The 25,131-nt window shown below is 71.2% G+C and carries 22 protein-coding genes; 11 read left to right on the top strand and 11 right to left on the bottom strand.

Annotated elements, in window-relative coordinates; translation table 11 throughout:
• Positions 1-9: 9 nt before the first annotated feature.
• Positions 10-462, bottom strand: a complete 453-nt coding sequence (locus AB0J87_RS29165; protein WP_355376980.1) for a MarR family transcriptional regulator — start codon at positions 460-462, stop codon at positions 10-12.
• 117 nt (positions 463-579) lie between these two features.
• Positions 580-2,022, bottom strand: a complete 1,443-nt coding sequence (locus tag AB0J87_RS29160; RefSeq protein WP_350738489.1) for an NCS2 family permease — start codon at positions 2,020-2,022, stop codon at positions 580-582.
• An 83-nt stretch (positions 2,023-2,105) separates the two neighbouring features.
• On the opposite strand from AB0J87_RS29160, the gene AB0J87_RS29155 reads away from it, so the two are divergent.
• Positions 2,106-2,315, top strand: coding sequence for a DUF2530 domain-containing protein (locus AB0J87_RS29155; RefSeq protein WP_350738492.1), 210 nt, complete (start codon positions 2,106-2,108; stop codon positions 2,313-2,315).
• A gap of 93 nt (positions 2,316-2,408) precedes the next feature.
• The gene (locus tag AB0J87_RS29150; protein WP_363970173.1) at positions 2,409-3,857 is read left to right on the top strand and encodes an alpha/beta hydrolase; all 1,449 of its coding nucleotides are present in this window, start codon (positions 2,409-2,411) and stop codon (positions 3,855-3,857) included.
• 64 nt (positions 3,858-3,921) lie between these two features.
• Here AB0J87_RS29150 and AB0J87_RS29145 read toward each other — a convergent pair whose 3' ends face one another.
• Positions 3,922-6,954 carry a hypothetical protein gene (locus tag AB0J87_RS29145; protein ID WP_363970171.1) on the bottom strand — a complete coding sequence of 1,011 codons (3,033 nt, stop codon included), beginning with the start codon at positions 6,952-6,954 and terminating at the stop codon, positions 3,922-3,924.
• Between the two features lie 56 nt (positions 6,955-7,010).
• A complete protein-coding gene (locus AB0J87_RS29140) occupies positions 7,011-7,811 on the bottom strand; it encodes a DUF3027 domain-containing protein (protein WP_363970169.1) in 801 nt (266 codons plus the stop codon).
• Between the two features lie 125 nt (positions 7,812-7,936).
• Here AB0J87_RS29140 and AB0J87_RS29135 point away from each other — a divergent pair, with 125 nt between their 5' ends.
• Complete coding sequence (locus AB0J87_RS29135; RefSeq protein WP_363970167.1) at positions 7,937-9,484, top strand: MFS transporter; 1,548 nt, start codon at positions 7,937-7,939, stop codon at positions 9,482-9,484.
• Between the two features lie 11 nt (positions 9,485-9,495).
• Here AB0J87_RS29135 and AB0J87_RS29130 read toward each other — a convergent pair whose 3' ends face one another.
• Both AB0J87_RS29130 and AB0J87_RS29125 read right to left on the bottom strand, forming a co-directional pair.
• Complete coding sequence (locus tag AB0J87_RS29130; protein WP_185068960.1) at positions 9,496-9,891, bottom strand: cold-shock protein; 396 nt, start codon at positions 9,889-9,891, stop codon at positions 9,496-9,498.
• An 89-nt stretch (positions 9,892-9,980) separates the two neighbouring features.
• Positions 9,981-10,601, bottom strand: coding sequence for an HAD family hydrolase (locus tag AB0J87_RS29125; RefSeq protein ID WP_350738505.1), 621 nt, complete (start codon positions 10,599-10,601; stop codon positions 9,981-9,983).
• Positions 10,602-10,702: 101 nt separating this feature from the next.
• Between AB0J87_RS29125 and AB0J87_RS29120 the strand changes: the two genes are divergently transcribed.
• Both AB0J87_RS29120 and AB0J87_RS29115 read left to right on the top strand, forming a co-directional pair.
• Positions 10,703-11,098 (top strand): hypothetical protein, encoded by a 396-nt coding sequence (locus tag AB0J87_RS29120; protein ID WP_363970164.1) that lies wholly within the window; start codon positions 10,703-10,705, stop codon positions 11,096-11,098.
• Between the two features lie 56 nt (positions 11,099-11,154).
• Positions 11,155-11,772, top strand: a complete 618-nt coding sequence (locus tag AB0J87_RS29115) for a helix-turn-helix domain-containing protein (protein WP_363970162.1) — start codon at positions 11,155-11,157, stop codon at positions 11,770-11,772.
• On the opposite strand, the gene AB0J87_RS29110 is transcribed toward AB0J87_RS29115, so the two are convergent.
• Positions 11,765-12,604, bottom strand: a complete 840-nt coding sequence (locus AB0J87_RS29110) for a hypothetical protein (protein WP_363970160.1) — start codon at positions 12,602-12,604, stop codon at positions 11,765-11,767. The two genes, AB0J87_RS29115 and AB0J87_RS29110, sit on opposite strands and share 8 nt — an antisense overlap.
• 45 nt (positions 12,605-12,649) lie before the next feature.
• Between AB0J87_RS29110 and AB0J87_RS29105 the strand changes: the two genes are divergently transcribed.
• On the top strand, positions 12,650-15,043 hold the full coding sequence (locus AB0J87_RS29105) for a helicase-associated domain-containing protein (protein ID WP_363970158.1): 2,394 nt from the start codon (positions 12,650-12,652) through the stop codon (positions 15,041-15,043).
• Between the two features lie 162 nt (positions 15,044-15,205).
• Here the strand turns inward: AB0J87_RS29105 and AB0J87_RS29100 are convergent, their stop codons facing one another.
• Positions 15,206-16,633, bottom strand: coding sequence for a hypothetical protein (locus AB0J87_RS29100; protein WP_363970156.1), 1,428 nt, complete (start codon positions 16,631-16,633; stop codon positions 15,206-15,208).
• A 351-nt stretch (positions 16,634-16,984) separates the two neighbouring features.
• Here AB0J87_RS29100 and AB0J87_RS29095 point away from each other — a divergent pair, with 351 nt between their 5' ends.
• The 3 genes from AB0J87_RS29095 to AB0J87_RS29085 all read left to right on the top strand — a co-directional run bounded on the left by AB0J87_RS29095 (position 16,985) and on the right by AB0J87_RS29085 (position 20,687).
• On the top strand, positions 16,985-18,463 hold the full coding sequence (locus AB0J87_RS29095; RefSeq protein ID WP_363970154.1) for an AMP-binding protein: 1,479 nt from the start codon (positions 16,985-16,987) through the stop codon (positions 18,461-18,463).
• Positions 18,464-18,556: 93 nt separating this feature from the next.
• Positions 18,557-18,904, top strand: coding sequence for a hypothetical protein (locus tag AB0J87_RS29090; protein WP_363970152.1), 348 nt, complete (start codon positions 18,557-18,559; stop codon positions 18,902-18,904).
• Positions 18,905-19,040: 136 nt separating this feature from the next.
• Complete coding sequence (locus AB0J87_RS29085; protein WP_363970150.1) at positions 19,041-20,687, top strand: DNA repair helicase XPB; 1,647 nt, start codon at positions 19,041-19,043, stop codon at positions 20,685-20,687.
• Positions 20,688-20,905: 218 nt separating this feature from the next.
• On the opposite strand, the gene AB0J87_RS29080 is transcribed toward AB0J87_RS29085, so the two are convergent.
• Positions 20,906-21,241 (bottom strand): hypothetical protein, encoded by a 336-nt coding sequence (locus AB0J87_RS29080; protein WP_350738530.1) that lies wholly within the window; start codon positions 21,239-21,241, stop codon positions 20,906-20,908.
• A gap of 417 nt (positions 21,242-21,658) precedes the next feature.
• Here AB0J87_RS29080 and AB0J87_RS29075 point away from each other — a divergent pair, with 417 nt between their 5' ends.
• Both AB0J87_RS29075 and AB0J87_RS29070 read left to right on the top strand, forming a co-directional pair.
• Positions 21,659-23,659 carry an AAA family ATPase gene (locus AB0J87_RS29075; RefSeq protein WP_363970147.1) on the top strand — a complete coding sequence of 667 codons (2,001 nt, stop codon included), beginning with the start codon at positions 21,659-21,661 and terminating at the stop codon, positions 23,657-23,659.
• Between the two features lie 64 nt (positions 23,660-23,723).
• Positions 23,724-24,254, top strand: a complete 531-nt coding sequence (locus AB0J87_RS29070; RefSeq protein ID WP_350738536.1) for a YbhB/YbcL family Raf kinase inhibitor-like protein — start codon at positions 23,724-23,726, stop codon at positions 24,252-24,254.
• A gap of 147 nt (positions 24,255-24,401) precedes the next feature.
• Here the strand turns inward: AB0J87_RS29070 and AB0J87_RS29065 are convergent, their stop codons facing one another.
• Positions 24,402-24,641, bottom strand: a complete 240-nt coding sequence (locus tag AB0J87_RS29065) for a hypothetical protein (RefSeq protein ID WP_350738540.1) — start codon at positions 24,639-24,641, stop codon at positions 24,402-24,404.
• Between the two features lie 145 nt (positions 24,642-24,786).
• Positions 24,787-25,131 (bottom strand): TCP-1/cpn60 chaperonin family protein (locus tag AB0J87_RS29060; RefSeq protein WP_363970144.1); only part of this gene is annotated, 345 nt, incomplete at its 5' end.

Here is a 25,131-nt window from a genome sequence, read left to right as displayed (position 1 = left end):
CTTCAGGCTCTATATCCTGCTGAGCTTCTCCAGAATCGGCGCCGCCTGCCGCAGCACCGCCCGCTCCTCTGGCGAGAGCTCCTTCAGCCGCTGCGTCAGCCACGCCTCCTTGCGGCGCCGCTCCTCCTTCAGCAGCTTCTCGGCGGCTTCGGTGATCGTCACGGTCACCTGTCGCCGGTCGGTCGGATGCGGGCTGCGCGAGACCAGGCCGCGCTCCTCGAGGGCGGCGATCACGCGCGTCATCGAGGGTGGCTGAACCTTCTCGAGCTCGGCCAATTCGCCGGGGGTTATCCCGGAATGCCGTTCCACCGCGGCGAGCGTCGCGAACTGCGTGGGAGTCAGCGAGTGGGCTGCCGCCTGTCGTCGTAGGCGCCTGGTCAGCCTTGCCATTGAGACGCGCAGGGCTGAAGCCAGGCCTGCGTCGCTGCGCAGGTCCGTCTTGGGCTGGGGTTTGGTTAGCATGTGTCATTACCTTTGCTAACTATACGGCATGTCGAGAAATTTCCGAAAGCAAATATCTGGTACCTCCTTGGTACCTCGAAGCCGCCCCGCACGCGCAGGGCGGCTTCAGGGACGTGCTCAGACGCCGAAGAGCACGCGGATCGGGCCGATCGCGAAGTACAGGACGAACAGCGCCGTGACCCCCCACAGCAGCGGGTGGATCTCGCGCGCCTTGCCCCGCACGACCTTGATCAGCACGTAGCTGATGAAGCCGGCGCCGATGCCGTTGGAGATCGAGTACGTGAACGGCATGATCACGACGGTGAGGAACGCCGGGATCGCGATCTCGAAGTCATCCCAGTCGATGTCGCGGATCGAGGTCATCATCAGGAAGCCGACCACGATCAGCGCGGGCGCGGCGGCCTCGTACGGGACGACCGTGACGAGCGGCGCGAAGAAGATCGCCACGAGGAACAGCAACCCGGTGACCACGCTGGCCAGACCGGTGCGGGCGCCCTCGCCGACTCCTGCGGCCGACTCGATGTAGGTGGTGTTGGAGGAGACGGACCCGGCGCCGCCGGCCGCCGCGCCGATCGAGTCGACGAGCAGGATCTCCCTGGTACGCGGCAGCGTCCCGTCCTCCTGCACCAGGCCCGCCTGGCGGCCGACGCCCACGATGGTGCCCATGGTGTCGAAGAAGTCCGTGATGAGCAGGGTGAAGACGAACAGCACGGCCAGCAGCACGGAGATCCTGCTGAACGCGCCGAACGGGTCGAACTCCGTGAACAGCGTGAGCGGGTTGTGGAAGCCGAAGATCTGGTCGGGGACCGTCGGGACATTCAGCTGCCAGCCGCCGGGGTTCTTGGCCGAGAACTGGCCGGACTTGGTGATCAGCTCCACGACGATGGCCAGCACGGTGGTGCCGACGATGCCGATCAGGATGGCGCCCTTGACCTTGCGCGCCACCATCACGGCCGTGACGAGCAGGCCGACCACGAACACGAAGATCGGCCACGAGGTCAGGCTGCCCCCGATGCCCATCTCCAGAGGCGGCCCGGCGGGCACGCGCCGCACGAAGCCGGCGTCCACGAAGCCGATCAACGCGATGAACAGGCCGATGCCCACGCTGATGGCGGTCTTGAGCTGGGCCGGGATGGCGTGGAAGACCGCCGTCCGAAGCCCGGTCAGCACCAGGATGGCGATGATGACGCCTTCGAGGAAGACCAGGCCCATGGCCTCTTCCCAGGTCATCACCGAGGCGATGTTGAAGGTGACGAAGGCGTTCAGGCCCAGCCCCGCCGCCATCGCGAAGGGTACCCGGCCGACGACGCCCATGAGGATCGTCAGCACGCCCGCCACGAAAGCCGTCCCGGCGGCGACGAGCGCCACGTTGGGCGTCGTGCCGTCGCCGATGACCTGCTTCTGCACGTCCGTGCCGTTGGCAATGATGATGGGGTTCAGCACCACGATGTAGGCCATGGTGAAGAACGTGGCCAGGCCGCCCCGCACCTCACGGGATACGGTCGAGCCTCGTTGGGAGATTTGGAAGAAACGGTCGATAGCGTTACGAGTGTCGCTCACGACGCGAACAGTGACAGGCAGGATGAGCTGCGGAAAGAGTCGGTAATGAGATCGAGACCCTATTGCAAGCTAGGCTGGACAACGTGAAGCAGTGGCATCCCGATCCGGAGCCGATCAAGACCAACGACACGGCCGCCGTCGCCATCGGCACCGCGGTCTGGGCCGTCGTGCTGGTCGCCCTGTTGATCTTCCGTCCCGCCCCCGAGAACACCTGGTGGATCTGGACCTGCGTGACCGGGATCGGCTTCGGGCTCTTCGGCATGTGGTTCGTACGCCGTCGGCAGCGAAACTGACATTCGTCATCTCCAGCGCTTCGCTGAAGTCATCCGGATGTGGTGTTTTCACCCACTACCTCGGCTTATCCCGGCTTCAGCATGCTTGTCAGCATGAAGAAGGCCATAGGGACAGTCCTCCTGAGCGCGGTGGCGCTCGCCGGTTGCGGCACGGCCGACCGGCCCGCCCAGGAGCCGGGTACGGTCGCGTGGAGCACCTGCACCGACCTCATGGGCCCGGACGGCAATCCGGCGCCCCCCGCCCCCGGCGTCGAGTGCGGCAAGCTCCAGGTCCCGCTCGACCACGCCAGACCGGACGGTGAGAAGATCGGCCTCGCGCTCATCCGCGTCAAGGCCACCGGCGACCGCCTCGGCTCGCTGGTCTTCAACTTCGGCGGCCCCGGCGCCTCCGGCGTGGACACGATGGCGCAGGCCGCCAGGGCGTTCGGGAGCCTGGGCACCCGCTATGACCTGGTCAGCTTCGACCCGCGCGGCGTCGACCGCAGCTCCGGCGTCAGGTGCGGCGGCCAGATCGCCAAGCTGCTCGCGTCGACGACCGAGGCCGACGGCGACCGGCTGGCCGGGGAGTTCGCGGCGGCGTGCCGGCAGGACTCGGGCAAGCTCCTGCCGTACGTCGGCACCGTGAACGCCGCCAAGGACCTCGACCTGCTCAGGATCGCGCTCGGCGACAAGCAGCTCAACTATTTCGGTCTCTCGTACGGCACGCACCTCGGCGCCGTGTACGCCACCCAGTTCCCCAAGAACGTCGGCCGTTTCGTCCTGGACAGCGCCTTCGACCCCACGGTCACGTGGGAGCAGCGGGCGGTGACGCAGGCGGAGGGCTTCGACCACGCGTTCCAGGCGTTCGCCGAGGACTGCGTGGCGCAGAGCTGCGAGCTGGGCGCCGACCCCGCCGCCGTCGAGAAGGCGGTCGTGGGCCTGCTCGACGGGCTCAAGGACAAGCCGCTCAAGGTGGGGGACCGGGAGCTCACGTACGGGCTGGGCCAGCTCGGCGTCATCACCCCGCTCTACGCCAAGGCGACCTGGCAGGTGCTGGAGCAGGCCGCCGCGGCGGCGATCAAGGGCAACGGCACGGCGCTGCTCATGCTGGCGGACGCGTACACGGGGCGCAGGGCCGACGGGACGTACACGACGATGATGACGAGCCTGCAGGCGATCAGCTGCGCCGACACCGCCGAGCGGCCCACCGCCGCCGACGTCGCCAAGGTCAACGACCGGGTGGAGAAGATCTTCCCGGTCCTGTCGGTGGAGGGCTCGGGCGCTCCCTGCGCCCACTGGCCGGTGCCGGGCGACGACGCGGCCAAGCGCATCGACGCGACCGGCTCCGGGCCCATCGTGGTCATCGGCGGCAAGGGCGACCCGGCCACGCCCTACCAGTGGGCCACCCGGCTCACGGACCAGCTCAAGACGGGCGTCCTGGTCACGTACGAGGGCGAGGGCCACGGGGCCTACCTGACGGGCAACGCGTGCGTCATGCGGACGGTGGACGCGTACGTGCTGGAGGGCAAGGTGCCCGCCAGGTCCACCGCCTGCGCGGCCTGACGCTCCGGGGAGGCACCACGGGGGCGCCTCCCCACCGAGCCGGTCAGGCCGAGGTCAGGACAGGTCAGGACAGGTCGGACTCGGCGAGCAGGAGGGGCACCGACTCCGGGTCACGCAGCAGCGCGGCCACCGCCAGCCGGTCGTTCCACTGGCCCGTGGCCCAGGCCAGGCCGCGGGCGAGCCCGTCGAGGCCCGTGCAGTGGACCATGCCCTCGAAGAAGCGCCACGTGCACTCCACCCCGTCCACCAGCAGCTTCTCGTGCTCCACGTAGCTGGTGGGCGCCGTGGGCAGCAGCGCCTGCACCTCCTGGGGCACCGGGCGCACCTGGCCCTGCGAGGTGACCTCCCCGGAGGTCAGCTCCCCGGCCAGCGGCAGGTCGAGCAGCTCGGACAGCGACTCCGCCAGGTCGTACGGGGCCAGCACGAGCGGCCGGTCCACCACGAGCTGCAGCAGGTCGGGCGCCTCCACCACCACCGCGTCCTCCGCGGCGGCCACCACGATGGAGCCCGCCAGGACCGCGCGGACCCGGGACGGCGGGGCCACCCGGGACGGATCCACGCCCGCCAGCGCGATCCACAGGGCCCGCAGCTGCGCCCGGTCCACCTCGACGGCCGGGTCGGCCATCAGGTCAAGAAGCTCCTCGGGGCCTCCGTGGGAGGCGAGCAGCTCGGACAGCGTCGTGCGCACCCCGAGCATCGACAGCGCGGCCTCGTCGAGCCCCGCGGGCGCGTCCGCGTAGAGGCCCTGGAGCAGCGGGTCGGCCCCGGGCAGCCGCAGCTCCAGCGGCTTGCGCCCGTCGAGCACCGGGTGGTTGGCCAGCCACCACGCCGTGTAGGACGGCACCTCCACGCCGGCCACCCGCAGCGGGTGGAGGGCGGCCCGCAGCGGCGGGCGGCTCAGCAGCGCGAGGGCGGCCGGCCAGTCGGCCACCAGCTCCAGGTCGCGCACCGCCAGGAACTCCGGCACCATCGGCGGCACGCCCAGCTCGGGCAGCAGGTCGAGCACGTGGTCGAGCCAGTCGTCCTCGCCGTCGAGGTCGTGGTCGCAGTCGTCCTGGTCGAGCAGCACGTCCGCCTCGTGGACGGTCGCGAACCCGTCGAGCACCCCGGCCGCGGCGAGCACCCGCGCGCCGTACTCCTCCTCCAGCTCGGAGGCGGCCACCCCGAGGTGCGTGCCGGGCTCCAGGAGCCCCGCCAGCGCCCCGTCGGCCAGCATCAGCTCACCGGCGGGGTAGAGCTCGCCGTCGGTGCCGCGCAGGGCCAGCTCGGCCAGCCACGGCGCCTCGCCGGGCGCCAGCGCCGAGGCCTCCACCAGCGACAGCACGGCCCGCGCCACCGGCTCCGGGTCGGGGCTGTCGAGCGACTGCGCGACGGCGGCCTTGGTCAGCGGGTCTTCGAGGATCGTGCGCGGCGTGGCCTCGGCCGCGCCCAGCCTGAGCAGCGCGGGGTGGGCCGCCTCGGGGTGCACGATGCGCAGCCCCAGCGGGCTGAGGTCCAGCTCGGCCCCGCCGTCGGTGAGGATCAGCGTGCCGCGCGGCCCGCGCACCAGCCGGCCGTCGGTCAGCGGCACCGGCAGAGCGCCCAGCGACTCGGGATCGTCGGCGGGCAGCACCTCGTAGAGCGAGCGCCACCACGACGGCTCGCGCGCCTCCACGGCCTCGCCCGACAGCAGATCGATCACGTCGGCCAGCTCGACCCTGCGCACGCCCAGCGCGGCCATCGCCGGATGCCTGGCGGGCCATCCGGCGGGCAGCAGCCCCGGCACGAAGTCGGCGACCGCCGCGAGCAGTTCGGCGGAGCCGGCGGCCACCACGGCGGCCTCCTGGCCCGCGACCACCCATCCGTCGTCGCCGGGCTCACGGGCGGGGTGCTCGACCTGCCACTGCGCGTCGGGCTCGTAGACCTCCGCGTCGGCGAAGGACGGGGTCTGCACGGCGGGCGCGGGCGCGGACAGCGCCGGCAGCAGCGGCGTCGAGGGCAGCCTGGCCAGCACGGCCCGGCGGATCCTGGCGTCCAGCTCGCCCTTGCCCATCAGCGACGGCACCAGGTCGAGCAGCTTGGGCGTGCGCGGCAGCTCCTGGAGCAGGCGGACGTAGGCGTCGGCCACCCGCTCGACCAGGAAGTCGGTCAGCGGCCCCTTGGCGAAGTGGCGCCGGTCGGTGGCCATCGGGAACGACGCGATCAGCAGCGCGGGCAGGTCGAGCGGCTCGTCGCTGGGCGTCGGCGCGTGCACCACCGGCGGCACCGCGGCGGGCAGCGGCCCTGGCTCGCCGGTGCCGGTGAGCGGCACCGCCCAGCGCAGCGACCAGTAGGGGCGGGCGCGCTCCTCGGTGGGCCGGTCGGCGAAGAGCCGGCTCACCTCCTCGGCCGTGAACTCCCCCGACTCCGAGACCACGTGCCAGCCGTCGGCGGCCACGGTGCGGACCGACCCGTCGAGGTCGATCTCGATGGCCTCCAGCGCGGGCATGCCGAGCAGCAGCGCCGGGCTGGTCTCGGCGAGCATGACCCGGACCGCGTCCACGCAGACCGGGTCGCGCAGCGGCAGGTGTACGACGGTGTCGAAACCCTCGGGCACGTCGAGCGGCGGCGCGTCGAACGGCAGCCTGAGCAGCGGAACGTGCCCCGAACGGTCGGCGAGCTCGCCCGCGAGCGCGGGGATCTCCGCCACCGCGGCCGTGGTCTCCGAACGCGACCAGCGGACCGCGCCGCTGCCGCGCGAGCAGATGGCGGGCTCGTCGCAGACCGAGACCACCGCGGCGAACCCGACGCCGAACCGCCCGGCCGCGCCCACCTCGCCGCGTTTGCCGGAGACGCGCAGCGTCGACAGGCCCTCGACACCGGTCGCGTCGAGCGGGGCGCCGGTGTTGGCGGCCGTCAGCACGTCGCCCCTGAGCGTCAGCCGCAGCACCCCCGGCACACCCGCGCGCAAGGCCGCGTCGGCGGCGTTCTGGGCGAGCTCGACGATCAGCCGGTCCCGGTAGCCGCCGAGCGCGAAGTCCTCTTCGGCGTTGGCGTCTTCGCGGAACCTCGCGGGCGAGGCCGTCCACGCGGAGAGGACGGCGGCTCGCATCCGGTCAGTGCCATAGGTGTCGGTCATCGATCACGATCCTGGTAGAGGGGTAACGGCCACGCGTAGGTTAGCGGCCTGCTCTGTCAGGAATGGCCGAGTTCTTCGGAGGCCGACTCGTCGACCGAGCCCGCCTCCTCCTCCATCAGGTCATAGCCCAGGTCGTCGAGGATCGGCGTGGCCTGCTCGACGGTCGGCGGCAGGACGGCGGCCTCGGAGTGGGCGCCGCAGCCGTGGTCGGCGGCGACGACCTTGCCGTCGTCAGGAGCGTACTCATTGGCGCAGACCCCGAACGTCTGCCGCAAGCCACCCGCCAGCGGCCAGTAGAAGCCGCAGGTGGAGCATTGCGCGGGAGCGGCGTGTGCGATCGGCGTGTGCGGCCCGTGCTCGCCCGAGTGCCAGCGTCTGGCCGCCAGGTCCTTGCCGATGGCCGAGAGCACACGTGCCCGGCCCAGGCCGTACTCGAAAACCGCCTGTTGGTCGCCGTCGTCGTCGGTCTCGGTGAAGCCCGGCGCGAGCCTGTCGTCGTCCTCAGAGGTCGGCAGCAGGTCGCCCACCCCGAGGTCGCCGGGGCGCAGTCGCTCGCTCCACGGCAGCCACTCGGGCGCGAGCAGCGCGCCCGAGCCGGGCAGCAGGACGGCCTCGCTGACCGTGACCTTCTTGGCCCGCGAGGCACGCGTGACGGTGACGGCCCAGCGCCAGCCGCGGTATGCCCGGTCGAGACAGGCGAAGTAATGGGTGACGATCCGGTCGCCCTCGCCCTCGAACCCGAGGTGCTCGCCGGGCTCGCCCGGCCACGCGAGCTCCTCGGCCGCGCTGCGCGCCAGATCGACCGCGGCGACACAGGCCTGGTCGGGAGCGGAGACGCGGGCCCTGGTGCGGCTCATCGGGGGCCCTCCGCCGAAAGGTGCTGTTCGCTCACACTTCATTCTCACCCATGGGCGGACCTGAGAGTCCCACAACGGGGGATCCCGCACCGAGATCGCGGATGAATCAGGTAAGACTGGTATGCGTGGAGGGAGGCTGGGGCCGAGCACGCGACATCTCGCGGCGGGTGGCACGCGGGGCCGCCGACGCGGGACGCGCCGGTGTGCGCGCGAGCAGGGCCACTGCCGGCGCCACCGTGCGCGCGAGCAAGGCCACGGCCAGCGGCACTGCACGGGCGGGCAAGGCCACGGCAAAAGGTGCGCGAAAAGTCGGCAAGGCCACCCGGCGCCTCACCTACGCCAACGGCGCCGGCCGCACCGGGCTCGGCCGGCTGATCGAGCTGTCGGCGGGCAACAGCGCCAGTGACGCGCTGGTCACGGTGGCACTGGCGAGCACGGTGTTCTTCGGCGTGCCCGTGGGCGAGGCCCGCGGCTCGGTGGCCCTCTACCTGGTCATCACGATGCTGCCGTTCGGGCTGCTGGCGCCGTTCGTGGGGCCGATCCTCGACCGGTTCAGGTCGGGGCGGCGCTATGTGATGGCGGGCACGCTGTTCGGGCGGGGGCTGCTCTGCTTCGCGATGGCGGCCGCGGTGGGCCCCGGCGACCTGCCCACGCTGTTCATCGGGGCGCTGGGCGTGCTCGTGCTGTCGAAGGCGTACAACGTGTCGCGGGCCGCGATCATGCCGAGCGTGCTGCCCGCGGACATCACGCTGGTGTCGGCGAACGCGCGGGTGGCGCTGTTCACGTTAGTCTCCGCGGGGGTCGCGGTGCCGCTCGGCGCCGGGCTGACCGCCTGGCTGGGCAGCGCGCTGGTGCTGCGCGTCGCGATGGTGGCCTTCCTGCTGCTGGGAGTCGCCGCCGTACGCCTGCCGCGCCACATCGACTCGCCCGACCTGGAGGAGGAGGGAGCCGCGCCGCGCTGGCGCACCCTGCTCAAGGTGGGCCCCGCGGTGGCCGAGGCCGTCTGGGCCAACGTGGCGCTGCGCGTCTTCTCCGGGTTCCTGCTGTTCTTCCTGCTGTTCCTGGTGCAGGACAAGGCGGTGCCCTGGCTCGCGGCCGGGCAGCTGCAGGATCCGTTCTTCGACATCCCCAAGACGATCGCGTTGCTGGCGGCCGCGGCCGGGCTGGGGGGCCTGGCCGGCGCCGCCGTGGCCAACTGGACGCGTAATCACTCGCCGCAGCTGATCGTGCTGGTCACGCTGGCCGTGACCGTCGTGACCAGCATCGCGACCGCGATCTTCTTCGGCCTGTGGACCGCGCTGGCCATCTCGCTGGTCACGGCCTTCGCCCAGGAGCTGGGCAAGCTCGCGCTCGACGCGATCGTGCAGCGAGAGATCGGCGAGGAGGTGCGCTCGTCCACGTTCGGCGTGGTCGAGGCGATGCTCCAGCTCGCCTGGGTGTTCGGCGGCCTGGTCGGGCTGGTGCTGTCGCTGTCGGAGAGCAGCGTGGCCGGGCTGGTCACGCTGGCCGTCGCGCTGACGGCCACGCTCGGCTGGCTGCTGATCGCCAGGCGGCGGCGCGTGCGGGCGACCGACGACAAGCTGCGCAGGCAGCGGGCCGAGGCGGGCGGTCAGGAGCTCCAGCTGACCGACTCGCTCGACCCGACCAAACCGCTCACCAATCCGAACACCTGACGCCGGGGGTCTCAGGCGTCGAGGTCGTCGGCGACGGCCCTGAGCACCTGCGCGATCTTCTTGGCGTGGGCCGCCTCCGGATGCTTGCCCCGCTGGTAGGACGTCGAGACGTCGTCGAGCAGCTTGATCAGGTCCTCGACGATGACGACCATCTCATCCGGCTTCTTCCGCTTGGCCTTGGGCTTGGGCTTGGCCAGCGTCGGCGGCTGCTCGAGAATCCGCACCGAGAGCGCCTGCTGGCCGCGGCGCCCTTCGGCCACGCCGAACTCGACCTTCTGGCCGGGCTTGAGCGGGGCCGCACCTGTGGGAAGCGCGGAGGAATGCACGAAGACCTCACCGCCGTCGTCGCGGGTGAGGAAGCCGAAACCCTTGTCGGCGTCGTACCACTTGACCTTGCCACTCGGCACAGGAGGACCTCGTTCAAACAGTCGAAAAGATGGATGGATGTAGGTTATGCCCCGGAGCGCGCCAGGGCGACCGGGTAAATCCCGGGCAATTACCGGAGTTCATCATGCTTGCGCCAACCTGCGAACCAGGTGGCGAATTCGGTCAGGTTGGCCAGCGCCACATCGGCTCCGTGTTCACGCAGCTCTCCTGCCGTGTATGGACCGGTCGCGACCGCCACGCTCACGGCGCCGCCCGCGCGCGCCGCCTCGATGTCCGCGACATGGTCACCAACATAAGCCGCCGCGCCGAAGCGCGCGAGTGCCGATCCCTTCGCGGCTCCGAAAACGGAACCGACCACTTCGTCCACGGCCAGACCGAGCACCTTGACCGTGCCGATGGCGTCACGCAGGTTCTTGCCGGTCACCACGATCACCCGGCCGCCGCCTGCGCGTACGGCCTCGATGGCGTCGTACGCGCCTGCCATGGCCGTGTGCACCGGCACCCCTATTTGCGGATATATCTCCCTATAAAGGTCGGCGGCCGCGGCGACCTCCGTGGCGGGCAGCCAGTTGGCCAGCTCCACCTCCAGCGGCGGCCCCAGCCGGGTCACCACCGCGGCCGAGTCAATGGGCACGCCCAAACGCACGGACAGCTCGTCGTAAACGGCCGCGATGCCCTCTCGCGTGTCCGCCAATGTCATGTCAAGGTCGAATCCAACGGAAGTGGTCACATGTGCAGGATGCCAAACGCCGTCCAACGACCCGTAACGGCCTCTTGTTGTGGGACCGTGGGAATGGGAAGAAAGGAATTACTTATCGGAGAGGACCGGCCGTGACCAACGCCCCCCAACCGCCGCACGCCGGAGACCGGCTCGTCGCCTCCTCCGCCCCGCCGCGCCCCCACAGACCCGCCCGGCCCGGCGGCCCGGCCGTGACGGTCTGGACCCGGACCGTGTCGGCCCTGGCCTATCTGGTCAAGGTCGCCTCGCGGATGGCGGCGCTGGTCGTGATCCTGTACGCGGTCTTCACGGTGTTCAAGGCCAACCCGGCCAACGTCTGGTACCAGTTCGTCGAGTCGCTCGCAGGCTGGCTGTCGCTGGGCCTGGCCAACCTGTTCCAGCTCGCCGACCCGCGCTGGACCGCGCTGGTCAACTACGGCCTGGCCGCGATCGTCTGGCTGATCATCGGCTCGGCGCTGGCGGGCCTGATCCGGCGCGCCGCTCCGTAAGTGCGGTCCCCGCCACACACTGCGACTACTCTCAAGGCGGAGGTAACAGGATAGATATGACCAGATCGACCCGTGCGCGGATCATCGATGAGGCCCTGCGGCTGTTCGCGGAGCGGGGCTACTCCGCCACCTCCGTGGCGGAGATCGAGGCCGCCTCAGGGCTCTCGCCCGGAGCCGGCGGGCTCTACCGGCACTTCAAGTCCAAGTACGAAGTGCTCGCCGCGGCGATCAACGAGCACGCCGCCCGCACCAGGAGCCAGGTGGCGGAGAGCCTGGCCGAGCTGAGCAGCATGGAGGCGTCGGCGGCGCTGGAAGATCGCCTGTCCCACCTGTGCCGCGCCGGGCTGGCCAAGGTCCGCGAGGAGTCCGAGCTCACCCGGGTGTTCTTCCGCGACCTGAGCCAGTTCCCCGAGCTGGTCGCCGTGGTCAGGGAAGGGCTGCTGCAGCCCATGTTCGACGCGATCGTCACCTGGTTCAGGGCGCAGCCCGAGTACAAGGACGTCGAGGTCGACTGGGCCGGCATCTCCGTGGTGCTGGGCGGCTCCGTGGTGCACTACCGGCTGTTCCAGGAGACGGTGGGCGAGCTGCCGGGCTACGCGGACAAGGACCAGTTCGTCGCCGGGTGGGTGCGCCTGGCGGTCGGCCTGCTGCCCAGCCCCGCGCCGGTCAGCTGACGTCGAGCAGCCGGTAGGCCAGCCACACCACGCCCAGCCCCGTACCGATCATGAACATGGTGCCGCTGACGCTGTAGAACTGCGCGAAGAACGCCTGTAACCCCGGCTCGCTCCCCACCCGCAGGCCACCGACGAGCACGCCGCCCGCCGAGTAGCCGAGCAGCGGCGCCCCGATCCCGAGCAGCTTGTCGCGCAGGCTCCAGCTCTCGCTGAACAGCACGAGCACCGCCCCGGCCGCCCACACCAGCACGGGGATCTCGAAGATCGCCACCGGCGGCAGGTCGAACGGCAGCAGCAGCGCGGCCACCACGAGGACGACCATCGCGGCGGCGTCGCGCGGATGCTCCTTGACCAGGGTCCTGGCGTCCCTGCCGCCGGTCGCCATGGGGTTCGCGCTGGACATGGCCATCCTGCGCAGCCCGGCGAACGGCAGGCCCCGGCCCCTGCCGAGGCTCTCCCTGGCGATCCTCCGGTACGTCTGGACGCCAGGGGGCGCGTCGGCGTCGTCCACGATCGTGGGGAAGCGCCGCGTGGAGCTCTCGTCCCCGGACGGCTGACCCTGCTCGGCGGAGCCCATGGGGGTGCGCATGGTGGGGACGCCCGCCTCGACGAGCCGGCGTGCCTCGCGCTCCACCAGCGCCACCGGGTCGCCGAACCTGGCCAGCACCTTCGACACCTCGCGCGCGTTCTGGCTGCCGCGCCGCTCCTCCTCGATCCTGGCGCGCAATCGCTTGGCGAAGTCGAGCCGCTGGTCGGCCCTGAGCACGCCGTGGGCGGCATCGGCCGCCTTGGAGACGTAGTTCAGGACGAGCTGGTCCGCGCGCTCTATCACGTCAAGCAATGCTGCCCCAATCAGGTGGGACATACCATGGCAACGATGGAGTTCACGGAGTGGATCAGGGGGCGCACCGACGAACAGCTGCGGGCGCTCGTCTCCGCGCGGCCCGAGCTGATCACTCCGGTGCCCGCGCATCTGGAAGGCCTGGCGTCGCGGGCGGGCAGCCCGTCGGCGATCGCCAGGGTGCTCGACCGGCTCGACCGTTTCACGCTGGCCGTCGTCGAGACGCTGGCCGTACGGGACGGGCCGATGCCCAAGGAGCGGCTGCGCGAGCTCGTGGCCGCGGCCCTGGCGGACGATGACGCGGAGAGCGGCGCGCGCGACGCCAAGAGCGGGGCGCGCGGCACGGAGAGCGGGACGCGCGACGCCGAGCCCGCGCTGTCGGCCGCGCTGGACCGGCTGTTCGAGCTGGCGCTGGTCTTCGGGCCCGACGACGCGCTCGACCTGGGGCCCGGCGTGCGCAAGGTGCTCGAGGACCCGGCCGGGCTCGGGCCGAAGGCGGTCGACGCGTTCCGGCATCACGCGCCCGAGCAGCTCGACGAGATGGCCGACGAGGTCGCGCCGGGCACCGAGGGCTCGGGCAAGGAACGGCTGGCTGCCGCGCTGGCGGAGCCCGCCGCCCTGGTCGGGTCCGTCTCACCCGAGGCCAGGGGCGCGCTCGACCAGCTCGCCTGGGGGCCGCCGACCGGGCGCGTGCCCAACGCCAGGCGTGAGGTGAGCGTGGCCTCCGCCCGTTCGCCCATCGAGGAGCTGCTGGCCAGAGGGCTGCTGGCGGCCACCGGCGAGGAGAGCGTGACCCTCCCCCGCGAGGTCGGCCTCTACCTGCGTGGCGGCCGGGTGCACCGCGGCCTGCTGGCCCTCCCGCCGCCGCTCGAAGGGACGGCGCGCGACCGGAAGCTGGCCGATCGTACGGCGGCCGGGCAGGCGTTCGCGTTCGTCAGGTCGGTCGAGGAGCTGTGCGAGCGGTGGAGCGTCGAGCCGCCCGGCGTGCTGCGTACCGGCGGCCTGGGCGTGCGCGACCTCAAGCGCGCGACGAGCGAGCTGGACCTGCCCGAGTGGGCGGCGGCGCTGGTCATCGAGGTGGCGCACGCGGCCGGGCTGATCGCGGCGGGCGGCGGCGTGGACGGCGAGTGGCTGCCGACCTCCGGCTACGACCTCTGGCGGGTCAGGGCGACCGCAGACCGGTGGGTCACCCTCGCGCTCACCTGGCTGCACATGGACCGCGTACCCGGCCTGGTCGGTGACCGGGACGATCGGGACAGGCCGTTCAACGCCCTGCACACCGATCTGCGCCGCTCCTCCGCGCCCGGGGTCAGGGCGGCCACGCTGGGCGTGCTCGCCGCCGCCCCCGGCCTCGCGCCTTCGCGCGACTCGGTCCTCGAACGCCTGGCGTGGGAGCAGCCGCGCCGCCGGGGGCCGCTGCGCGAGCAGCTCACCGAGTTCGCGCTGCGGGAGGCCGAGCAGGTCGGCGTGACGGGGCTGGGCGCGCTGTCGGCGCACGGGCGGGCGCTGCTCGAAGGCGGCGAGCCCGCGGAGGTGCTCGCGCCGCTGCTGCCCGAGCCCGTCGACCACGTGCTGCTCCAGGCCGACCTCACCGCCGTCGCGCCGGGGCCGCTGACGAGCGAGCTCAACCGCTGGATGACGCTCACCGCCGACGTGGAGTCGAAGGGCGGGGCCACCGTCTACCGGTTCAGCGAGAGCTCGATCAGGCGGGCGCTCGACGCGGGGCACGGGGGCGAGGAGCTGGTGTCGATGTTGACCCGCCACTCGGCCACGCCGGTGCCGCAGGCGCTGTCGTACCTGGTGACCGACGTGGCCAGGCGCCACGGGCGCATCCGGGTGGGCACGGCCAGCGCGTACATCAGGTGCGACGACCCGGCGCTGCTCGACCAGATCACCGCCGACCGGCGCTCCACCGCGCTGCGGCTGCGCAGGCTGGCCCCCACCGTGATCGCCTCCCGCTCGTCCAGGGCGGCGCTGGTCGACTCGCTGCGTGCGATGGGGTACGCGCCCGTCGCCGAGTCGCTCGACGGCGACGTGATCATCTCGCAGCTCGACAGCCGCCGTACCGAGGGGCTGGCGCCGGTACGCGCCGTGGCGTCTCCCAACGGCCTGGACCCGGAGGTGGCGACGGCGGCCGTGCGCGCGCTGCGGGCCGGTGACGCGGCGCACCTGGCGCGGCGCGAGCCCGTGGACGCGCCGGGCGGGCAGGTGCCGCGCGGGCCCGCGACGGCCACGATCTCGGCCCTGCAGGAGGCGATCAAGCAGGGGGTACGCGTGTGGATCGGGTACCTCGACTCGCAGGGGAACGCGACCTCGCGCATCCTGGAGCCGGCTCGGATGGAGGGCGGCTACCTGACCGCCTACGACGAGACCCGGGCCGCCGTCCACCGCTTCGCCCTCCACCGCATCACCGGCGTCGCCGGCCTCTGACCCCGGCCTCCGCCGCGCCGAGGTCCCGCCGCGCCGAGGTCCCGCCGCGGGGGGGTCGCGGCGCGGGGGTCCCGGAGCGTTGAGGTCTCGATGCGCGGGGTTCAGGCGCGTGCGGGGGCTCGCCGGGGTCCCGCGGCCCCGGCGAGCGTCATCGGGGTGGGGTCAGGCGTCCGTGGCGAGGGGCGCGGACAGCGCGGTGACCGTCCGGGCCCGGGCGTCGTGGCACCGGCCCGCGTGCTCGGCCAGCAGCGCCGACGCCCGTCCCGCCACACCCGCCGAGGGCCCGCCACCGGATTCCAGCCGCCGCAGCCGCCGCACCGCGTCGGCCGGATACCGCACGGACAGCCCGCCGCCCAGCGCCACGGCCGCCGCCGCGGCGCGCGGGTCCAGGGGATCGGCCGTCCAGGCGAGCGCGATCCTGAGCGCCTCGGTGGCGAGCGTGTCGTCGGCGCACATGTACGACAGCGCGTCCCCCGCCGCCAGCCGCTCCGCGTTCCCGCCCCGCGCCCACACGTCCAGGAACTCCAGCTGGGCGTCCTTCAGCGAGTACGCCGCCAGCAACGCCACCCCCTCGGCGGCCCGCGTCCGGACGTCGGCCCCCTCCCAGGCCAGCGACCGCACCCATTCGCGCAGCGGCTGCCACAGCCAGAACCCGTACCGTCCGACCAGCTCCGCGAGCACCTGCCCGCGGTGGTGCGGCACCCGGAAGACGACGCGGCCCTCCTCATGGGCGACCAGCGGATGGGACACGCGCGGCACCCGCCGTTCCTGCGCCTGGCAGATCCTCTCAAGCCTGGCGAACTGCCGCTCGAACACCGGCCCGCCCACCCCATCCAGGAACGCGAGCGCGGCCACCTCCCGCACCTCGTGCAGCAGCGGCTTGGTGTCGAACCAGGCCGCCACGTCCTCCCCCGAGGGCTCGTCGTCCCCCACCAGCCGTCCTGCCAGGCGCACGACCTCGGCCGGCGTCGGCAGGGTCAGCGCCAGGTCCCGGGCCCGGGTGAGCTCCTCGGGGCTGTGGCCCGCGCGCAGTCCGTACGCCCTGAGGCACAGGTCGAACAGCTCCCCCGGCTCCGGCACGCCCCACGGCTGCTCCACCTCGGCCGCCTGGGAGGGGACGCCGTTCCTGGTGATGACCAGGTACGAGCCCAGCTCGGCCAGCTTGCGCGCCAGGTTGAGCAGCTCGATCCTGTCGGTGCTCTCGGCGATCCAGTCGTGCAGCAGGTACGCCCGCCCCGGCTCGTACTCGGTCCTGGACAGCAGGTCGGCGGCGCTGCCGGCGGGCGACAGCACGGTGATCGTGCTCTCGGCCAGGGACATCCGGGAGAGCAGGGCGATGGCGCCCAGCCGCTTGCCCGTCTCCTCCTCGCCCACGAGGACGAGCAGGTGGCGGACGCTGAGCCGGCGTACGGCCTCGGGGAAGCAGCCGGGCTCCAGGTAGGAGCGCAGGAGCGCGTCGGCGTCCCGTCGCTTCAGGTCCCTGGTGACCGGCGCGGCGAGCGGCCGCAGGTGCTCGTACACCGTTAAGAAGCTCTGGCCGAGCGTTATGTCATCGAGGTCGATCTCGCCCGATTCAGGCGTTTCGGTCACGAATTCACCTCAGGGTTGACTGGAAAGTTTTCTACAGAAAATAACTACGCCTAACAAGTTTCTTCTTTTACTACGAAGAGCTCGCAGAGCGTCACCAAAGCCACCCTGACCTGGTCTTTCGCGTGACGTTCGCGTTCGGGGCCGCTTGACGCGGACATGTCGATCATGACTTCCCTTGCCTCGGCAGGCCCCATGGCCCCTAGATCTTCCACCATTACACGATCTAGGCCAACAAGAAAACACGAACGACTATAGAGGGAGATATGTTGTCATTTACCGGTCAACTGGGCCCCGTCCACCATGACTAGTCAAGGGTTGACGGCGTGACCACGATCGCATCAGGTTGGGCATGTGACCGAGCAAACGCTGGGCCAGTTGGCCGAGGAGTCCTGGGGCCGCTTCGACGATCACGACGCGACGTTCTACGAGGGCGTCTGGCACCGTAGCCACGCGCTCGCCGAGCGGGCGCGCCGGATGTGCGGCGGGTTCGCCGAGGGCGGGATCGGGCCCGGCGACCGGGTGGTCGTGATGATGGCGAACTCCCCCGAAGTGCCGCTGATCTACCAGGCGCTGTGGGCGGCGGGCGCGGTGGTCACTCCGGCGGTGTCCCTGGTGGGCGCCGACGAGCTGCGGCATATCCTGCTCGACAGCGGCGCGTCCGCGATCGTCACCTCGCCCGAACTGGTGGAGACCGTACGGGCCGCCGCCGTCGACATCCCTATTTTTGTGGACACGGCCGAGCTGGAACGGGCACCCGAACGCGGCCCGGTGACCAGGGACCCCGGTGATCTGGCCGCTCTGATGTACACCGGCGGCACCACGGGCCGGGCCAAGGGCGTCATGCTGAGCCACGGTGGCCTCTGGCGGGTGGCCAAGGACGTCTGGGACATGTCCCACCAAGAAGGGAAAAATCGTGCTTTGGTGCCGGTGCCGCTCTCGCACGCGTACGGGCTGATCATCTCGGTCGCCTCGATGCACGCGACGGAGCCGCAGCAGGCGGTGCTGATGCGCTGGTTCGAGCCGAAGACGTTCCTCGCGCTGGCCGCCGAGCAGCACGTCCAGTACGGCACCGTCGTACCCTCCATGATCCAGCTGCTCCTCGCCGAGCCGCTGGAGTCGCACCCGCTGCCCGACCTGTCCTTCCTCACCTGCGGCGCGGCGCCGCTCGGCAGGGACGTGCTGGAGGAGTTCGAGCGCAGGGTGCCGGGCGTGCAGATCCTCGAGGGTTACGGACTGACCGAGACGAGCGCGGTCACCACGTTCAACCCGCCGGGCAGGCGCAGGGCCGGCAGCGTCGGCCTCCCGCTGCCCGGCTACACGATCGCCATCCGCGACGGCGAGGGCGAGGAGCTGGAGACCGGGGACGTCGGCGAGATCTGCGTCTCGGGCGAGGCGCTGATGCTCGGCTACTGGGGCGAGCACGAACCCGACCCCGAGGGGACCGCGCTGATCGGAAGGGAGCTGCGCACCGGCGACATCGGCTGCGTGGACGACGACGGCTACCTCTATGTCGTGGACAGGAAGAAGGACCTGATCATCCGGGGCGGCTTCAACGTGTTCCCCCGCGACGTCGAGGACGCCCTCAACCGCCACCCCGACGTGGTGGTCTCGGGCGTCGTGGGCCGCCCGGAGCCGCGGATCGGCGAGGAGGTCGTGGCGTTCGTCCAGCTCAGGCAGGACGCGACGGTGACGGCCGAGGAGCTGATCGAGTGGGCCCGCGAGCGCGTGGGGCGGGTGAAGTATCCGCGCGAGGTGAGGTTCGTGGACTCGGTGCCGGTGACGAGCGTGCTCAAGCTCGATCGCAAGGCGCTGCGGGCCCGCCTCGACTGACCGCCTTCGGCCTGGCGATCCATGGTGGGATCTCACAGCGCGGTCAGGCGCGCCTCCTTTCCGTGATAAGTGTTGACGTGTCTGGAGGTGAACATGAGCCAGGAAGATCCGTCGGGCTACCCGTACCAGCCTTATGGCGCCCCCTACGGCGAGCAGCCGCCGCCGTACGGCTACGGTTATCCCCCGCCGCGGCGCGACGACGGGCCCAGCGCCAACGCGATCGTCTCCCTCGTGCTCAACCTCCTCGCGCTCGTCGGTTGCTGCAACTTCCTCGGCCTGCCCGGCGCGATCCTGGCCGGCCTGGCGCTCAGCAAGGGCCGCACGGAGCCGCAGACCGCCCGCACGATGGTGATCTGGAGCTGGATCATGTTCGGGCTCGGCTTCGTGCTCAGCGCCGGCATCATCCTTTTCCTGGGCCTGTCCGGCTATCTCGACGACTGACGGCCGCGGCTCTTGGCCCGTCCGAGGACTAATCCGGGCGCGCGGGTTGTTGGAGTCTCGGAGCGGGAGAGCCAGGATCGGGAGACGATGGTCCTGTTGCGCGAGGCCCCGTACGGAACCCCACGGAGAAAAGCCAGTGAGCGATGGACCGCTGATCGTCCAGTCGGACAAGACACTGCTGCTCGAGGTCGACCACGAACGAGCGAACGACTGCCGTAAGGCGATCGCGCCGTTCGCCGAGCTCGAGCGAGCTCCCGAACACGTGCACACCTACCGCGTCACCCCCCTGGCCCTGTGGAACGCCCGCGCCGCCGGACACGACGCCGAGCAGGTCATCGACGCGCTGATCGGTTTCAGCCGCTACCCCGTGCCGCACGCCCTGCTCGTGGACATCGCCGAGACCATGGCCAGGTACGGCCGGCTGCGGCTGGAGAAGGACCCGGTCAACGGCCTGGTCCTGACCTCCACCGACCGGGCGGTGCTGGAGGAGGTGCTGCGCTCCAAGAAGATCCAGCCGATGCTGGGCGAGCGGCTCGGCGCCGACTCGGTCATCGTCCACCCGAGCGACCGCGGCAACGTCAAGCAGGCCCTGCTCAAGCTGGGCTGGCCGGCGGAGGACCTGGCCGGCTACGTGGACGGCGAGGCCCACCCGATCAAGCTGCTGCAGGAGGGCTGGGCGCTGCGGCCGTACCAGCAGGAGGCGGCGGACGCGTTCTGGCACGGCGGCTCCGGCGTGGTCGTGCTGCCGTGTGGCGCGGGCAAGACCATCGTCGGCGCGGCCGCCATGGCGCACGCGCAGGCCACCACGCTCATCCTCGTGACGAACACGGTCTCGGCCCACCAGTGGAAGACCGAGCTGATCAAGCGCACGTCGCTGACCGAGGACGAGATCGGCGAATACTCCGGCTCGAAGAAGGAGATCCGCCCCGTCACCATCGCCACGTACCAGGTGATGACCACCAGGCGGAAGGGCGTCTACTCGCACCTGGAGCTGTTCGACGCCCGCGACTGGGGCCTGATCGTCTACGACGAGGTGCACCTGCTGCCCGCGCCGATCTTCCGGATGACCGCCGACCTCCAGGCCCGCCGGCGGGTGGGGCTGACCGCGACGCTGGTGCGCGAGGACGGGCGCGAGGGCGACGTGTTCTCGCTGATCGGTCCCAAGCGGTACGACGCGCCCTGGAAGGAGATGGAGAACCAGGGCTGGATCGCACCCGCCGACTGCGTGGAGGTGCGCGTCACGCTCACGGACGAGGAGCGGCTGGCGTACGCGATGGCCGAGTCCGAGGAGCGCTACCGCTTCTGCGCCACCACGCCGTCCAAGACCCACGTCACCGAGGCGCTGGTCCGCCGCCACCTGGGCGAGCAGGTGCTGGTCATCGGCCAGTACATCGACCAGCTCGACGAGCTCGGCGAGCACCTCAACGCGCCGGTCATCAAGGGCGAGACCCGGGTCAAGGAGCGGGAGCGGCTCTACCAGGCCTTCCGCGACAAGGAGATCCAGGTGCTGGTGGTGTCGAAGGTGGCGAACTTCTCCATCGACCTGCCGGAGGCCGCGATCGCGATCCAGGTGTCGGGCACGTTCGGCTCACGCCAGGAGGAGGCCCAGCGGCTCGGCCGGGTGCTGCGGCCCAAGGCCGACGGCGGGGGCGCCCGGTTCTACACGGTGGTCAGCAGGGACACGGTGGACCAGGAGTTCGCCGCGCACCGGCAGCGGTTCCTGGCCGAGCAGGGGTACGCGTACCAGATCATCGACGCCGACGACGTGCACGGCGAGGTGTGACGCCCGGCCGCTCGTCACGAGCGGCCAGGCCTGTTCAGCGTGCTGTCACGTCCACGAAACTCCGCGGGCCGAAGACAATCGAACCACCCCCCTCACCTGCGTACTATCACGCCGCCTCCGACATACCCCCATGATCCGACAAACGCACCTGATATGCCCGAATTTTTCGGTATTTCCCGGTTGTTACCGATGAGAAGCTTCGAGCCGGCGGGGGCGCCCTACCGCGCCATCAGGCCGCCGAGGAACAGCACGCCCTCCGCGACCACCCAGGCGCCCACCCCCGCGCCCATGACCCGCCCGAACGTGCGCGGGTCCTGCCTGGACCACGGGATGAGCCAGGCGGCCGCTGTGCAGCAGGCGGCTAGCGCGGCGAACAGCCCCGATACCGTGGAGACCGTACCAAGACGTTGGGAGCAGGTCGAAGCGGACTCGCCGCCTTGGCAGAACGCCTCCGACCCCCAGCCCGCGAAGACGGACAACGCCCAGAGGGCGGCGAGCAGGAAGCTGGCGATCGTGGGAATGATCGGCGAAAAACGCAGCTGAATCCGCGCCATCACCTGTCCCTACCCCTCCCCGCAGACCGCTACTCGCCCCGAACATCACCCCACCGCCGCCCTTGGACTCCCCGGCGCAGCGCGAGGCCGTTTCGCCCGGTCGAGCATCCCTCCCCCGCCGCGCGCCGGTTACCGACCCGGGCCGGGCGAGCGGACGCGACGCCCATCGGCCCTGCCCCCCACCCTCATGACCGCTCGCCCGACCCGCCGCCGTACCTGCCCTCCGAGGAGCCCTGCCGACGACGCCGGTTGGGCCCCGAGGCTGAGAGCAGCGGCGGGCGAACAGCGAGGACGGTGGGTGGCGCGGCGCGTGGGTGGCCGAGGGGTAAATGCTTTGGAGGCCGCCCCGCGTCGCCATTAGACTGGCCGATTCGCTGCCTTACCACCTTCGTTTCCGACCCAGGGAGGCGCTTTCGCATGCCCGGACACCAATTGGCCCCCGACATACCCTCCGACGTACTGGCCTCCGAGCAGGCTCACCTGGCCGAGTCCAGGGCCGCGCTCAAGGCGATGCGCGCCCACGCCCAGTCGCTGTCCGCGGACGCGGCGGGTGACTGGGTGTCGCAGCAGATCCTCCAGTCCCTCCTCGACCAGCGCGTCGCCGCGCTGGCCGACCACCCAGACACCCCGCTGTTCTTCGGCCGCCTCGACCGGCAGGCGGGCGACGACCTCCCCGGCACGATCTACGTCGGCCGCCGCCACGTGCACGACGGCGGCAGCAAGCCCCTGGTCATCGACTGGCGCGCGCCGGTGTCCCAGGCGTTCTACCAGGCCAGCCCCGCCGACCCCATGGGAGTCGTACGGCGGCGCCGCTTCGGGTACCACGGCGGCGCGCTGACCGCGTTCGAGGACGAGCCGCTGGGCGAGGGCGGCGAGATCGGCCCGTCGCAGATCCTCACCGACGAGATCGAGCGCCCGCGCACCGGCCCGATGCGTGACATCGTCGCCACCATCCAGCCGGACCAGGACGAGATCGTCCGATCCACCCTGGCCCAGACGGTGTGCGTCCAGGGTGCCCCCGGCACCGGGAAGACCGCCGTGGGCCTGCACCGGGCCGCGTATCTCCTGTACACCCACCGCGAGCGGCTCGCCAGGGCCGGCGTGATGATCGTCGGCCCGAACCGCGCCTTCCTGTCGTACATCTCCTCGGTGCTCCCCGCGCTCGGCGAGGTCAAGGTCGACCAGACCACGGTGGGCGGGCTGCTCGGCGAGTACGCCGCCGAAGAGGACCCGATGGTGGCGGCGCTGAAGGGCGACGCCAGGATGGCGGCGGTGCTCGAACGCGCGCTCTGGCTGCACATCGTCAAGCCCGAGGACGGCGTGGTCTTCTCCAAGGGCGCCTACCGCTACCGGGTGGCGGACTACGAGGTACGCGAGATCGTGGCCTCCTTGCGCGGCACCACGCGATACAACCCCGGCCGGGCGGCACTCGCGCAGCGGCTGGCCCACATGGTGCTCGTACGAATGGAGCAGCGCGGCGAATCGCCCGACGACCGGGTGCAGGACGCCGTGGCCAGGTCGAAACCGGTGAAACAGCTCGTCGATACGGTCTGGCCCAAACTAACGCCGGAGCAAGTCCTTTATCGCCTCCTCTCCGACCCCGAATTCATGACAAAGGCCGCTAAATCCGATTTGTCGCCGGATGAGCAGGAAATGCTTATATGGCGGAAACCGTACCGGAGCTGGAAGTCCGCGAAATGGTCCGCCGCGGACGCCGCGCTCCTGGACGAGCTGCGCGACTTCATGGAGCGCACCCCGTCCCTGGGCCACCTCGTGGTGGACGAGGCCCAGGACCTCTCCGAGATGCAGCTGAGAGCGCTCGGCCGCCGCTGCCGCAACGGCTCGGCCACCGTCCTCGGCGACCTGGCCCAGGGCACGACCCCGTGGTCGACCAGCTCATGGGAGTCGGTGCTCCAGCACCTGGGCCAGCGCGAAGGCGAGGTGACGGAGCTGACGCTCGGCTTCCGCGTGCCGCGGGAGGTCCTCGACTACGCCGCCCGGCTGCTCCCCTCCATCGCCCCCGACCTGGCCGCGCCGCGGTCGCTGCGCCCCGGCCTCGGCTCGCTCGCGGTACGCCCCGGAGGCTCGATCGCGGAGGCCGCCGCGGAGGTCCTCACCAGGGAGGGCTCCATCGGCGTCATCGCCCCGGACGCCCTGGTCGCCGACGTCTCCCGCGCGCTGACCGGCCTCTCCCACGCCGTGCTCGGCCCCGACTCGGACGAGGAGCACCGCCTCCTGATCGTGCCCGCGACCCTGGCCAAGGGTCTGGAGTACGACCACGTCATCGTCGTGGAGCCCGCGGACATCGTCGCGGCCGAACCCAGGGGCCTGGCCAGGCTGTACGTGGTGCTGACCCGTGCGGTGACCTCCCTGACGGTCCTGCACGACAAGCCGCTGCCGGCCGAGCTGACGGGCTGATCGTCGGCGGGCACGGCCGCTTCTAGGATGGCTGAGCAAGGAGCTCTCAACCTAGGAGGATGCCGTGCCAGCACCGCTTCCACATGAACACCTGCCGTCGGTTCCCGCGCTCGTGGTCGAGAGCGACGACATCCAGGACGGCGAGCGGCTGAACGACCTCCACGTCTTCAACGACTGGGGCATGAAGGGCGGTAACCAGTCGCCTCACCTCCGCTGGTCCGGCGCGCCCGCCGAGACCCGCAGCTACGCCGTCACCTGCTATGACCCCGACGCCCCCACGGGCAGCGGCTTCTGGCACTGGGTGCTGTTCGACCTCCCGGCCTCGGTGACGGAGCTGCCGGCGGGCGCGGGCACCGGCCCGGAGCTCAAGGGCCTGCCCGCGGAGGCGGTCCACGCCCGCAACGACTACGGCACCAAGGAGTACGGCGGCGCGGCCCCGCCCCCCGGCACCCCGCACCGCTACGTCTTCACGGTGCACGCCCTCGGGGTCGACAAGCTGGGCGTGGACAGCGACGCCAGCCCGGCGGTGGTGGGCTTCAACATCACCGCCAACACCCTGGCCCGCGGCCACGTCGTCCCGACCTACAGCACCTGACCGCGCCCACGGCCGCACCGCCCTCCCGAGGGCGGTGCGGCAGGCGCGAAAAGGGGAGCCGCTCCACCCGTAACGGGCGGGCCGGAAAAAGGGAGACGCCCCACCGCGAAGGGCGGGGCGTCCGAGAGACCGAGAGCGCGGCAGGCGTCAGGCGAACACTGCGCAAGAGGCCCCGAGCTGCGGCAGCAGCTCCTCGACGAGCGGGACTCCCAGCTTGGACTCGCCGGCCAGCGTCCCCGTGGTCAGGCAGAGCGGCGCCTGCACCACTTTCATGAGCTGACCGGTGATGACCGGGGTGCTGGACGCATGGGCAGGGATGGCGACGGCGGCCGCGGCGGCCGCGCTCAGAATGGCGATGCCGAAAATACGCTTGCTGCGGGAAAGCATCCTCTACTCCTTCGTTGAGGTGTGTGATCACCACCTTTCCTCACTCGGAGTAGCGGATCAATTATGAAACGTAATGGCTGATAAACGAAAACAAGAGCGACCCGGAAAACCGGGCCGCTCTTGTTATGAACAGCGAAGAAAAGACCTAGAAGTCCATGTCGCCGCCGCCCGGCATGGCCGGAGCAGCAGCGTTCTTCTCGGGCTTCTCGGCGATGACGGCCTCGGTGGTGAGGAAGAGCGCCGCGATGGAAGCGGCGTTCTGCAGCGCCGAGCGCGTCACCTTGGCCGGGTCGAGGATGCCCGCCTCGAACATGTTGACGTACTCGCCGGAAGCGGCGTTCAGGCCCTCACCCGGGGTGAGGTTGCGAACGCGCTCCACCACGACGCCGCCCTCAAGGCCGGCGTTGACCGCGATCTGCTTCAGCGGCTCCTCCAGAGCCTTGCGCACGATCGCCGCACCCGTGGCCTCGTCGCCCGACAGCTCCAGCTT

Origin of the sequence: Nonomuraea sp. NPDC049625 (assembly GCF_040675285.1) — a bacterium.
GTDB classification, from domain to species: domain Bacteria; phylum Actinomycetota; class Actinomycetes; order Streptosporangiales; family Streptosporangiaceae; genus Nonomuraea; species Nonomuraea angiospora_A.
This window is presented reverse-complemented; position numbering and strand designations above follow the sequence as displayed.